Source organism: Pseudomonas sp. CJQ_9 (assembly GCF_043106615.1).
Lineage (GTDB): Bacteria > Pseudomonadota > Gammaproteobacteria > Pseudomonadales > Pseudomonadaceae > Aquipseudomonas > Aquipseudomonas juntendi.
The window spans coordinates 74,549-86,565 of record NZ_JBICMS010000083.1 but is presented as its reverse complement, the minus strand read 5'-3'; the positions used below and the strand labels follow the sequence as shown (position 1 = coordinate 86,565).

At 58.6% G+C, this 12,017-nt stretch carries 10 protein-coding genes; 2 read left to right on the top strand and 8 right to left on the bottom strand.

All coding sequences use genetic code 11. From position 1 onward, the window contains the following. The first annotated feature begins 374 nt into the window (after nt 1–374). Nucleotides 375–1,115 carry a sulfite exporter TauE/SafE family protein gene (locus ACF8SD_RS16500; RefSeq protein ID WP_392484721.1) on the top strand — a complete coding sequence of 247 codons (741 nt, stop codon included), beginning with the start codon at nt 375–377 and terminating at the stop codon, nt 1,113–1,115. A gap of 181 nt (nt 1,116–1,296) precedes the next feature. Here ACF8SD_RS16500 and ACF8SD_RS16495 read toward each other — a convergent pair whose 3' ends face one another. The 5 genes from ACF8SD_RS16495 to ACF8SD_RS16475 all read right to left on the bottom strand — a co-directional run bounded on the left by ACF8SD_RS16495 (nt 1,297) and on the right by ACF8SD_RS16475 (nt 8,439). Continuing rightward, nucleotides 1,297–2,625: an MFS transporter gene (locus ACF8SD_RS16495; RefSeq protein ID WP_392484720.1), complete on the bottom strand. Its 1,329-nt coding sequence runs from the start codon at nt 2,623–2,625 to the stop codon at nt 1,297–1,299. 241 nt (nt 2,626–2,866) lie between these two features. Further along, a complete protein-coding gene (locus ACF8SD_RS16490; RefSeq protein WP_392484822.1) occupies nt 2,867–4,510 on the bottom strand; it encodes an acetolactate synthase large subunit in 1,644 nt (547 codons plus the stop codon). 103 nt (nt 4,511–4,613) lie between these two features. After that, complete coding sequence (locus ACF8SD_RS16485) at nt 4,614–6,065, bottom strand: aldehyde dehydrogenase family protein (protein ID WP_392484719.1); 1,452 nt, start codon at nt 6,063–6,065, stop codon at nt 4,614–4,616. After that, complete coding sequence (locus tag ACF8SD_RS16480; RefSeq protein ID WP_392484718.1) at nt 6,062–7,030, bottom strand: NAD(P)-dependent oxidoreductase; 969 nt, start codon at nt 7,028–7,030, stop codon at nt 6,062–6,064. The genes ACF8SD_RS16485 and ACF8SD_RS16480 overlap by 4 nt, the downstream gene beginning before the upstream one ends. Before the next feature lie 17 nt (nt 7,031–7,047). Continuing rightward, nucleotides 7,048–8,439 carry an NAD(P)/FAD-dependent oxidoreductase gene (locus tag ACF8SD_RS16475; RefSeq protein ID WP_392484717.1) on the bottom strand — a complete coding sequence of 464 codons (1,392 nt, stop codon included), beginning with the start codon at nt 8,437–8,439 and terminating at the stop codon, nt 7,048–7,050. Nucleotides 8,440–8,645: 206 nt separating this feature from the next. Between ACF8SD_RS16475 and ACF8SD_RS16470 the strand changes: the two genes are divergently transcribed. Continuing rightward, nucleotides 8,646–9,692, top strand: coding sequence for a GlxA family transcriptional regulator (locus ACF8SD_RS16470; protein ID WP_392484716.1), 1,047 nt, complete (start codon nt 8,646–8,648; stop codon nt 9,690–9,692). Between the two features lie 62 nt (nt 9,693–9,754). On the opposite strand, the gene ACF8SD_RS16465 is transcribed toward ACF8SD_RS16470, so the two are convergent. Genes ACF8SD_RS16465 through ACF8SD_RS16455 form a run of 3 tightly spaced genes read right to left on the bottom strand, consistent with a single transcriptional unit; the run spans nt 9,755 to nt 11,844 of the window. Then, nucleotides 9,755–10,099, bottom strand: a complete 345-nt coding sequence (locus tag ACF8SD_RS16465; RefSeq protein WP_392484715.1) for a RidA family protein — start codon at nt 10,097–10,099, stop codon at nt 9,755–9,757. 9 nt (nt 10,100–10,108) lie between these two features. After that, nucleotides 10,109–10,459: a cupin domain-containing protein gene (locus ACF8SD_RS16460; protein ID WP_102689153.1), complete on the bottom strand. Its 351-nt coding sequence runs from the start codon at nt 10,457–10,459 to the stop codon at nt 10,109–10,111. A gap of 35 nt (nt 10,460–10,494) precedes the next feature. Continuing rightward, a complete protein-coding gene (locus tag ACF8SD_RS16455; RefSeq protein ID WP_392484714.1) occupies nt 10,495–11,844 on the bottom strand; it encodes an MFS transporter in 1,350 nt (449 codons plus the stop codon). Between the last annotated feature and the right edge of the window lie 173 nt (nt 11,845–12,017).

Genomic DNA, 12,017 nt, shown 5'->3' with positions numbered 1-12,017 from the left:
ATGCTTAGTTGGCGTCTCGTTTCCCGCTCCAAATATAGATCTACAGAATTTCATGGAAGTCTGTAGGTTGTTGAAAAAAGGGCCTCAGGGCCCTTTTTTCGTTCCGGCGATCACCACCGAAAACCGGCAGCCACCGTCCATTTCAAGTCCAAAATTGAAATGCCCCATGCGCCTTTCCGGTAGGGCTAGGCGGAGCACGAGATGAGCATTTATCCATCGCGCTCACTCTTTATACATTGAGTCCGTCCGCTACTATCCGGTCTGTGTCGTAAATAACACAATGCAACAGGCGCCGCCGCTCAGTCTCGCCGGCGAGCACAAGCCTCAACGCCACATGCTTGGCGATACCCATCACTGATCAGGTGCAGAGAAACATGCTTTCTGATGCTGTGCTTGTCTCGCCGTTAGTTACCGCTTACGCCCTATGCTGTGTCTTCGTGGCTGCGGTAGCACGGGGTTTCTCGGGCTTCGGCTTTACCCTGCTGGCCATCATGTCACTTTCGTTCGTGTTGCCGTTATCGACGATCGTTCCTGCCATGTTTGTTCTGGAAATTGCTGCCGGCCTGAGACTCTTGCCGTCTTTATGGGGGCATGTGCATTGGCGATCTATTCGTGTGCTGGTCATCAGCTCGATCATGGCGACGCCGGTGGGCGCTTATCTGCTTGTCAACATACCCGCTGAGTATGTCAAGTTTGTGCTCGCGATCCTGATAATCGCTTGCTGTCTGGTCATGATTACGGGCTACAAGCTACAGCACATGCCTACGACCATGCAGACCGCTGCAACAGGGGCGGGGGCAGGGGTGCTCAATGGTTCGCTGGGCTTGGGTGGTCCACCCGTCATTGTCTTTTTCCTGGGGTCTCCGCTGGCCTTGGAAGCGGGGCGTGCGTCGATCGTTGCAGCGTTTCTGGCAATGGATGTGGCAGCGCTTCCCGCTTTCTGGGCGCTTGGTCTGTTCGGGCGTGAGTCGTTACACCTCGGACTGATGAGCTTGCCGGTGCTGGTGTCAGGCGTCTGGCTGGGCGCGCGGCTTGCCCAGCGTGTAAAGGAAGCGGTAGCGCGAAATGTCATTCTCGTGCTGCTGATACTGCTTGCCTTGGGTAGCTTTGTCTAACGGGCCAGTACCCTTGGCCAGCAAGCTGCTGGTGTTCGCTTCGTCTGATGTGCTTGTTGTAAAAAGGCCAGCCCTGATTAACCAAGGCTGGCCTTTTTGTAGCTGCGCCGATTCAAAAGTGGCGTTTGTACGGTATCACCATGAGTCATTCCACTGCGGGAGCGACTCATATGCGCCATGTTCAGCTAAGCGCAGCAGCCTGCTGCAGGCTCATGGAGCGTGTTTCCGGGGCCATTATCCAGCTGACCCCCAGGCCGACGAAGGTGATGGCTGCTGCCGCGTACATAGTCAATTCAATTCCGTAACCTTGAAGAGAGATCGGCACGAGATAAGTGCCCAAGGCTGCCCCGATTCTTGAGAGCGAAGTACCAAGGCCGACCGCCTGCGTACGAATTTCAGTAGGAAAGATTTCATTGGGATATACGAGCGCGAGCACTTGCGCGCCGCCTATGGATACTGCATAGAGGCCGAAAAGCAGCAGGATTCCCACAGGGCCGCTCGCGTGCATGATTCCCAGGCCAAGCAGGGATACGCCGGAAAGGAAAAGGCTGAGCAATAACAGGTTCCGCCGGCCCAATGTATTGATCAGCTTGGCCGCCACGGCGCATCCGCCGATGAAGAGTAAGGTGATGCCGAACGAGGCGCTGGAAGCGAGGTCACCTTCCAGATTCAATGACGACATGACTTTGGGGGCGAATGCGTAAACGCCAAACAACGGGATGATCGAGCATGTCCAGAATGCGCTCACGAAAAACATTCGCCTCCCGTAACCCGCGCGGAGCAACGACCAGGTGGAGAGCGATTGCGTTTGCGGCTCTTCCGGAAGGTTTTCCAGTGAAAATGCGGGGCCATAGACGGCTTTGATGATTTGCTCGGCTTCTTTCGGGCGGCCTTTGCTCAAAAGCCAGCGCGGCGATTCGGGTGAGCCTACGCGAACCCATATCAACGCCAGGCCGAACACAGCGCCACTTGCCAATACCAGGCGCCAGGCATCAGCACCCCCTATGCGCAAAATCAGCTCACCCAGCCCATAGGCCACGGCGGCGCCCGCAAACCAGATGATCATGAACCAGGCAAGGCGCGGGCCTCGATATTTTTTTGGCATGAATTCGACAAGCATTGCGGTGGCGACCGGATACTCGATGCCTACCGCTATCCCCAATATCAGCCTAAGAACAAACAAGGTGAGGGGGTCGCTGACCCAATATTGAGCCAGTGACGCGACGACAAATATGATTGGGCCAATAAAGTAGACCCGTTTACGGCCCAGGCGCTGGGTCAGGGAGCCGCCGAGAAAACCGCCAAAGAAAATGCCTATCAGGGCGGATGCCGCGATCATCCCCTCCCAGAAGCTGCTCAGATTGAGTGCGGCAGAGGTGGGCATCAATGCGATGCCAATAATGCTGAGTATGTAACCGTCGACGAAGGAGCCGCCAGCGGAGCGCAAGGTGAGTAGCCGATGAAATCGGGTGAGTGCAACATCTTCGATCGAACGAGTTGGACGAGTCATGGGGTCTCCAAGTACGGCTGATCTTTTATTTTTTGTTGGCGGCATGACACTGTTAAGAAACATGCGACACATGATCAGCTTACGAATTAGCCATGGCGCGGCTTGTCAGGCCACAGGCGTTAGAAGGACGGTTGATTTGAACCTTTGATGAAGGGTTTCCAAAAAACGGGCGCTAAGCGCCCGCGTCCCAAGAAGGACTAGTTACCACAAGAGTTCAGGTGACTGGATGGATCGTCTCTCCTCACACAGCCGCGCTACGCTCGCGCAGGTTTATATTCAGGATGCGATCGTTTTCGCTGTAGTCCACCGGGCAGTCGATCACGTGCACACCGGGGTTGGAAACACAGTGGTCCAGCAGGGGCAGTAAGGCATCCGCGCTTTCGACCCGATAACCATTGGCACCGTACGCTTCGGCGTACTTCACGAAATCCGGGTTACCGTAGTCCAGGCCGAAATCAGTGAAGCCCATGTTGGCCTGCTTCCAGCGGATCATGCCGTAACCGTCGTCACGCAGGATCACCACGGTGATGTGCATGCCCAGACGCACTGCGGTTTCCAGCTCCTGACTGTTCATCATGAAGCCGCCGTCACCGCACACCGAGATCACCGGGCGGTCCGGGTGCACCAGGTGCGCCGCCATGGCCGACGGCAGGCCGGCGCCCATGGTTGCCAGGGCGTTGTCCAGCAGCACGGTGTTCGGCTTGTGCGCCTTGTAGTTGCGGGCGAACCAGATCTTGTAGATACCGTTGTCCAGGGCGACGATGCCTTCGGACGGAAGTACGCGACGGATGTCAGCGACCAGGCGCTGCGGATACACCGGGAAACGGTCATCGTCGCCACCTTCTACGATTTGCGCTTCGTTCGCCTCACGAATGGTCATCAGGCGGGTGAAGTCCCAGTGTGCGGTCTTGTTCAGTGCTTCGCTGATCTGCCACACGGCGTTGGCGATGTCACCGATCACCTCCACCTGCGGGAAGTACACAGCATCGACTTCGGCAGAGCGGAAGCTGATGTGGATGACTTCGGTGCCGCCACGGACCATGAAGAACGGCGGCTTCTCAATCACGTCGTGGCCGATGTTGATGATCAGGTCGGCCGCTTCGATGGCGCGGTGGACGAAGTCACCGGACGATAGCGCAGCGTCACCCAGGAAGCGCGGGTGACGCTCGTCGACCACACCTTTACCCATCTGCGTGGTGATGAACGGGATACCGGTCTTGTCGATCAGCTGCTTGAGGACCTTGGCAGTCATCTTGCGGTTGGCGCCGGCGCCGATCACCAGGATTGGGCTGCGGGCGGCCTGCAGTTTCGCCACGGCAGCTTCGATGGCCTTGTGCTCTGCCAGTGGACGGCGGTGCAGGCTTGGCGGAATTGGCAGCGAGTCGGTTTGCTCGGCAGCGATGTCTTCTGGCAGCTCCAAGTGCACGGCACCCGGCTTCTCTTCTTCAGCCAGGCGGAAGGCTTCGCGCATGCGGGCCGGGATGTTGTCGGCCGAGGCGAACTGGTGGGTGTACTTGGTGATGGGGTCCATCATGCCGCATACGTCGATGATCTGGAAGCGGCCCTGCTTGGACTTCTTGATCGGCTTCTGGCCGGTGATCATCAGCATCGGCATGCCGCCCAGGTACGCGTAGGCACTGGCGGTGACCAGGTTAGTGGCACCCGGGCCGAGGGTCGACAGGCTGACGCCGGTCTTGCCGGTCAGGCGACCGTAGGTGGCAGCCATGAAACCTGCAGACTGCTCGTGACGGGTCAGTACCAGCTTGATTTTCGACTTGCGCAGGGACTCCAGCAGGTCGAGGTTCTCCTCACCAGGAATGCCGAATACATATTCGACACCTTCGTTCTCCAGGCATTGCACTACGACATCGGCGGCCTTGGCCATCTTGCTCATTACCTCAAATTTATAATTGTTCGTACACCAGGTTTCACGAGACCGACTCCAGCGTCGATCTCGCGATGAACAGCTTGCGTTTGGATAGGCGACGTCAGGCCAGCTGGTAGGTCGTCTTGACGCGAGTGAAGAATTGACGGGCGTGGGTGCCTTGCTCGCGAGAGCCCAGGCTTGATGCACCGTTACCACCGAACGGCACGTGATAATCCACACCAGCGGTTGGCAGGTTGACCATTACCATGCCCGCCGTGCTGTAGCGCTTGAAATGTTCGGCGTGGCGCAGCGAGGTGGTGACAATACCCGCCGAAAGACCGAAAGCGGTGTCCTCTGCCGCCGCGAAGGCTTCTTCGTAATCCCGTACCTTCAACACGCTCAGCACCGGCCCAAAGATCTCTTCGCGATAGATGCGCATGTCCGGCGTCACCTCGGTGAACAGCGCTGGCGTGAAGAGATGGGCGCCAGCCTGGTTTTCAATGCGTTCACCGCCACAAACCAGCCTGGCACCCTGTTCACAGCCGCTGGCCACATAGGATAGGTTCTGCTCCAGCTGCCGACCATCCACCACTGGGCCGATATCGGTAGAGGCTTGCAATGCATCGCCCACTGTCAGTGCTTGCGTACGCTCGGCCAGGCGCGCTACGAACTTGTCGTGAATACCCTCGGTGACGATAACGCGAGAGCTGGCCGTGCAACGCTGGCCGGTGCTGAAGAACGAGCCATTGAGCGCCACATCCACCGCCTGTTCCAGGTCGGCATCATCCAACACAATCAGCGGGTTCTTGCCGCCCATCTCCAGCTGCACTTTCTTCATGCCTTCAGCAGCCAGCCTGGCGATCTGGCGACCGGTGTTTTCCGAGCCGGTGAAGCTGATGCCGTCCACCTCTGGCGAGCGAATAATGGTATCGCCCACGCTGCGACCTGGGCCGATGAGCATGTTGAACACGCCGGCAGGCAGACCCGAGCGGCTGATGATTTCAGCCAAGGCCCAAGCTGAAGAGGGGACCAGTTCGGCAGGTTTGAATACTACGCAGTTGCCGAAGCACAGTGCTGGCGCGATCTTCCAGGCGGGGATGGCAATCGGGAAGTTCCACGGCGCAATGATGCCAATCACTCCCAGTGGTTGTGTGAATACGTCAATTCCGACGTCCTGGCGCACCGATTGGTATTTCTCGCCCTCGGCGCGCAGCGCCTCCTGGGCATAGAACTTGAACGAGCGCCCGGCGCGGTCAACTTCACCCAGCGCTTCGCGAACGATCTTGCCTTCCTCACGGGCGAGCAGGGTGGCCAGCTCTTCACGGCGTGCAAGAATCTCGGTGCCGATAAAATCCAGCGCATCGGCACGCTGCTGTGGGTTGCTGCGCGCCCATGCCGGCTGGGCGCGGCGTGCGGCGGCGATTGCCTGCTCGGTCAGCAGCTGGTCAGCACGCACGAAGCGCTCTACCACTTCACCTGGGTTGGAAGGGTTGCGGTTTTCGAGGATATCGGTGCTGCTGTCCAGGGCTACGAAAGCGCCATCGACGAAGCTGCTTTTGGTGGCAATGGTCATGCGGTGCAAGTCCTTTCTTGAATATTGTGGCGGGCTACGAAATCAGTGATGTTATCGACGGCGCGATCCATCAACTGCTGCATGGCATCCTCGCTGCTCCAGGCGATGTGCGGGTTGAGGATGAAATCGTCGCGATCGATGAGCTGGAACAGCGGGTTGCTCGGGTGCAGCGGTTCAACTTCGACTACGTCGAGTGCAACGCCACCCAGGCGACCATTTTGCAGAGCGTCGATCAGCGCTGCCTCGTTGACGATGCCGCCGCGACCGGTGTTGATGACCAAAGCATCGCTTTTCATAAGCGCAAGCTTCTGGGCATCGATCATGTTGTAGGTTTCAGGCGTCAAGGGCGCGTTGATCGACAGCACATCGCAACTCTTGAGCAGGCTGTCCAGCGGGCGGTTGTCTGGCCCCGGGCGTTTTCCGCCCCGGTCTTCGAACAACACTTCCATACCGAAGGCGCGAGCGAGCGCGGCCAGGCGGATGGCGATCGGGCCGCTGCCGATGATCGCCATCTGCTTGCCCCGCACATCACGGATACGGTGGTCGAAGTAAATGTTCTTGTACTCAGCCTGGCCGGCATGCACCTTGCGCATCAGGCGGCTGAAAGCGGCCGGGCGACGGAACAGCTCGAGCATCATCGCCATGCTGTGTTCGGCGACAGTGTTCGCGGCATAGCCCGGTACGCTGGAAACTTCGATGCCGTGAGCATCGCAGTAGTCGACGTCAACAATGTCGCGACCGGTCAAGGCCAGGGAAATCATCTTCAGTTTTGGCAACTGACGCAGGTGCTCTTCACGCAGCGGCACGCTGCACGTCAGTGCCACGGTGGCGTCCTTCAGGTGCTCAAGCACCTGGTCGGGATGGGTGTAGGCAAACTGCTGCCAGCTGTGCTCGCAGTCAGGGCGCTTGAGGCGCGTCGATGCGGCAAGGCCGTCATCGTCGAGGAAAACAATATGCTCACTCATGATCCTGATCCTGATACTTATTTCTTCTGGGCAGGGACATAGCCGGCTGGCGCCATGGAAACCAGCTGTCGGGTGATGAAGCCTGCGTCCTGGTCGTGGTCTTCAAGGGACTCTTTACGCACCAGTGCATCGCGCACCATGTGCGCGCCGAAGAAACGGAAGGGCTCTGGCGGCAGCAGTTTCATTTTCTGATTGACCAGGCCGCAGTTGGCCCACTCATCGTTGGCATGGGTCGCCAGCGACTTGATGATGCGGCTGGCAAAGACGGTGGTGGCCACACCGTTACCCGAGAAGCCAATGCCGTAGCTGACGGTCCCATGATGGTCGAGATAGCCGAAGTTCGGCAGGCCTTTCATGGCACGGTCGATCGGGCCGGTCCAGCTGCTCACTACTGGCACGTCTTGCAACTGTGGATACAGACGACGCAGTTCGGCAGCGACCTTGTCAGCAGCCGGCGATGGTTTTTCGTAAAGATTGCCGATGCGTCCGGCATAGGCGAACTGGCCCAGCGGCTTGCCGAACACGACGCGGCCATCCGGGGTGTTGCGCCAGTAGTTGAGCACGGTGCGCGAGTCGGTCATGCACTCGCCGCCACTGAAGCCGATGGCATCGAGCTTGGCTTTGACCGGCGCGGTGGCCACCATATCGCTGGACATGATGGCAATCATGCGACGCAGCTCGGGGAACTGTGCACCCCAGGCGTTGAGTGCAAGCACAACATGATGGGCCTTCACACGCCCCATCGCCGTGTGCACCACGGGATTCTTGCCGCGCTCAAGGTGGGTGAATGGCGATTTTTCGAATATCTTCACCCCGAGCTTCAGGGCGACGCGGCGCAGGCCACGCGCCAGCATGGCAGGCTGCACGGTGGCGGCGTTAGGGTCGTAGATACCGCCCAGAACCAGCGGCGAGCCCACGCGGCCGCGAATGGTCTCACGGTCCAGCTCCTGGAACGGATTGACATCGAGCTTCTGCAAGCCGTCGGTCAGTACCTTCCAGGAACCCATCTGCCGCTGGTTGGTGGCAGTCCACAACCAACCGTCTTTACGGTACTGGGCATCGATACCGTGCTCCTGGCAGAAGCTGCCAATTTCGTCGATGGCCGATTCAGCGGCTTCACAGATGCGTCGGGCTTCGACGTCACCGCAGATGGTACGCACCGACAGGTACTTGCCCCACCAGTTCGTGGCGACCCCACCGTTACGCCCGCTGGCACCAGAACCGCAACGATCGCGCTCGACGATAACGATGGTTTTTTCCGGGTGCGCCTGCTTCAGGCGGATGGCCGACCAAAGGCCAAGGAAGCCGCCGCCGACAATGCAGACATCCGCTTGAATTGCATCCTGCAGAGCAGGGGCCAGATCGCTGTCCAGGTCGAGTGCCTGGGCATACCAGAATCCACGGTACATAGTGAGTGCCTTTGAGCATGTTGGTTTTTGTCAACATGATGCTCAGTAAACGGCCGCCTAGATATTACGCGCATGACAATTGATCGTACGCTTGTGCCTATTCGCAATGAATGTCCTAAACTTCCCATTAGCTGAGATTGATATGATATGTAGGACCGCGGGGGTGCTTTAGAATTGAGCAGTCCAACACGCCGAGGTGATTCGCAGTGGTCCGGGAATCCGAAGAACAAAGCAGCGTTCCTGCCTCCATCAAGCCAGAGTTGAGGGTCGGCTTTGTCTTGATGAATCACTTCACCTTGGTGCCCGTTGCTGGGCTGGTGGATTCCTTGCGTTTCGCGGCGGACAAGTCCTTCCGCAGCCAGCAGGTGTTTTGTCAGTGGGACTGGATGACGCTGAATGACCAGCCCATTGTGGCCAGTTGCGGCATGCCTGTCTCACCGACCAAGCCCCTGAACCTCTGGGCCCAGTATGACTACATCGTGATTGCCGGCGGACTGCTCGGAGAGACGCGCAACCCGCCTGACTGGCTGCTCGACGCGCTACGGGATGTGCATGCTGCCAATATTCCGATCATCGCTCTGTGCTCCGGTTCTTTCGTGCTGGGCAAGGCGGGGCTGCTGGATGGCAGGCGCTGTGCGCTGCATTTCACCCTGCGGGAAGAATTCAAGGAGCGCTTCCCGCTTTCCACTGCGGTAATCGACAAGAACTATGTTGATGATCGGGGGATCATCACCTGTCCCGGTGGCACCGCTATTGACCTGGCAGCCAGCCTGATACGCCGCCACTGCGGAGCCGTCCGGGCACAAAAAGGCCTGGAATACCTGTTGGTCGAGGAGCGAAACGAAGAGGCGGCGACCCAACCGCAAGAGGGCGTGTATCAAAACGACCGGGTGCAACGAGCCATCGCTTTCATGCGCGAGAATCTGGGGTCGTCCCTTACCATCCAGGCGGTTGCCAGTGCGGTCGGTACCCATCCTCGACAGTTGCACCGCGAGTTCGTAGCCAATACGCAAGAACCTCCAGCCAACTATTGGCGCAAGCTGCGTCTCGATCACGCCAGGCGTTTGCTGGTCAATACCAGTCAGAACATCACGACCATTGCGCTGGCCTGCGGTTTCTCGGACGCGTCCCATTTCATACTCTGGTTCCGCAAGCAGTACGGCGAAACGCCCTACAGCTTTCGCAAGCGCCGACACGAGGTTGAACGCTTTGAATGGAGCAACGAACGGGTCGGGCTGGATCCTGAGCTATAAGTTCAGCGCAAAAAAACGCCGCAGTTTGTGGCTGCGGCGATTGGCGAGCGAACAGGCCAACGTTACGGCATCTCGCCGAAAGCCTGAATCTCGATGAGGTACTCAGGCGCGGCCAGTTGCGCGCCTACGCACGCACGTACCGGTGGCTCATCGCCTACCCACGCATCGTAGACTGCGTTCATGGCGCCGAAGTCGTCCATGTTGGCCAGCCAGATCTGAATACGTGAGATGTTTTTCTTGCTCGCGCCTACTTCTGAAAGCCAACGCTCGAGCTGGGCCAGCACGCATTGGGTCTGCTCGCTGATGCTACCCTGGGGTGCTTCGGCCACGATGCCAGAGGTTTCAATGCGGCCATTGATGAGCACCATCTGGCTGGCGCGGGCGCCAGGCTTGATCCTTTCGATCATGACCCCTCCTTAGAACAACACGTAGGTTTTGCGCAGTGGCTCGCGTATGTCCCAGACGCCTTCACAGTTCTCGGGGAACAGCACGGCATCACCCGCGCGCAGCTCTACAGGCTCGCCACCGTCTGGGGTAAACGTGCACCAGCCGCTAACGATGTGGCTGAATTCGCGGTTCTTCAGATGGCGACGGAAAACGCCAACGCTGCTTTCCCAGACGCCGATGCTGGCGCCGACCGCTTCATCGGTCTGTGCCTGGCCGGTGGCCGCCACGGCGACGATGTCGCCGATTGGCAGTTTGGCTGGGGAGGTTTCACCCAGTGCCGACTCGGCAGCGTTTCGTACAACGGTAAGAACTTGGGTCATCAGGTACTCCTTGGTGTCTCGGTCGTTCAGGTTGGTTAGTAACTGCCTGCTTTGGCGTGAGTTAGTGAAGAAGCCTGCTGCAGGTCAAGCTTGCTCGTCTCTGGGGCCAGCCACCAGGAGATGAGTGCGCCAAAAAGCGAAATCGCAGCCGCTGCGAACATGGTGTTGGCAATGCCCAACGACGCGAGTGAAATAGGCACCAGATAAGTGCCGACCGCTGCGCCAATGCGCGAGAGCGATGTTGCAAGCCCCACCGCGGACGCGCGGATCTCGGTCGGGAAGAGTTCATTGGGGTATACATATTCCAGTACCTGAGCGCCGCCGATCATGACCGCATACCCGCCAAAAAGGATCAATACGAGGGTAGGGGAGGCGTCCGGGAACATGCCAAGCAGCAGGAGGGACAAGCCTGACCACAGGAAGCTGTGAATCAGCATCTTGCGCCGGCCCATGCGGTTGATCAGCTTGGTCGCCAGGAGGCAGCCCAAGGTAAACAGGAACGTGATGGCGATGGAGCCGTAGCTGGCCCAGTCACCGGTCAGTTTCAATGCTTGCAGGACTTTGGGGGCAAACGCATAGATTGCGAACAGAGGAACAATGGCGCAGGTCCAGAACAGCGTGATGAATGCCATGCGCTTGCCATAGCCGGAGTGGAACAGCGACCACACGGACGTTGGCTTTTCGCTTACCGCTTCTGGCAGATCACTGATGGAATACGAGGGCCCGTATACCTTCTTGATCACCGCATCTGCTTCAGCCACGCGCCCTTTGTTCAGCAGCCAGCGTGGCGACTCCGGGGTGCCAGAGCGGGCGATCAGGAACAGTGCGCCAGGTACCACCGCACTGGCCAAGACCCAGCGCCAGCCGTCATCACCCATGGCGCGGAGCAAGAGTTCACCTACCAGGTAGGCGACTGCGGCGCCTGCGAACCACATGAGCACCATTGCAGCCAGCAAGGGGCCCCTGTGCTTGCGGGGCAAGAATTCGGCCAGCAGGGATGTGGCGATCGGGTAGTCAGCGCCGACAGCGATACCGATCAGCAAGCGCCAGGCAAACAGGGCCCACGCTGACTCCACCCAGAACTGCGCGACCGAAAAACCTACGATGGCGATCAAATCAACCAGGTACAGGATTTTTCGGCCGTACTTGTCAGTGAACCACCCGCCTAAAAATCCACCTAGAAAGACACCAATCAAGGCGGACGCTGCAATCAGGCCTTCCCAAAAAGCACTAAGGGAAAGGGCGCCTGAAATCTGAACCATGGCAACGCCGATAATGCTTAATACATAGCCGTCAAGAAACGGCCCCCCCGACGAATAGACCGCTAGTTTGCGGTGAAACGCATTGAGTGGAGCATCCTCGACGGAACGTTTTGAAACTGACATTTACTACCTCTTGTTTTTATTGCGCGCACAGTCACCGGCCCGATGGCGGGTCAACTATGCGGGTTATAACTAGCGGGGGAGGCGCCTTGTCCAATGGGTGACTTGCGCACCTTGGCATCCTGCCGTGCGTCACTATGGCATCGATTGTTAACAGGCCATATAACGCACAGGAC

What these genes read in the sequence shown, in the direction of transcription:
- ACF8SD_RS16485 (WP_392484719.1), bottom strand. Translation starts at nt 6,065, where the DNA reads ATGACCATTGCCACCAAAAGCAGCTTCGTCGATGGCGCTTTCGTAGCC.
- ACF8SD_RS16465 (WP_392484715.1), bottom strand. Translation starts at nt 10,099, where the DNA reads ATGATCGAAAGGATCAAGCCTGGCGCCCGCGCCAGCCAGATGGTGCTC.
- ACF8SD_RS16460 (WP_102689153.1), bottom strand. Translation starts at nt 10,459, where the DNA reads ATGACCCAAGTTCTTACCGTTGTACGAAACGCTGCCGAGTCGGCACTG.
- ACF8SD_RS16495 (WP_392484720.1), bottom strand. Translation starts at nt 2,625, where the DNA reads ATGACTCGTCCAACTCGTTCGATCGAAGATGTTGCACTCACCCGATTT.
- ACF8SD_RS16490 (WP_392484822.1), bottom strand. Translation starts at nt 4,510, where the DNA reads ATGGCCAAGGCCGCCGATGTCGTAGTGCAATGCCTGGAGAACGAAGGT.
- ACF8SD_RS16455 (WP_392484714.1), bottom strand. Translation starts at nt 11,844, where the DNA reads ATGTCAGTTTCAAAACGTTCCGTCGAGGATGCTCCACTCAATGCGTTT.
- ACF8SD_RS16475 (WP_392484717.1), bottom strand. Translation starts at nt 8,439, where the DNA reads ATGTACCGTGGATTCTGGTATGCCCAGGCACTCGACCTGGACAGCGAT.
- ACF8SD_RS16480 (WP_392484718.1), bottom strand. Translation starts at nt 7,030, where the DNA reads ATGAGTGAGCATATTGTTTTCCTCGACGATGACGGCCTTGCCGCATCG.
- ACF8SD_RS16500 (WP_392484721.1), top strand. Translation starts at nt 375, where the DNA reads ATGCTTTCTGATGCTGTGCTTGTCTCGCCGTTAGTTACCGCTTACGCC.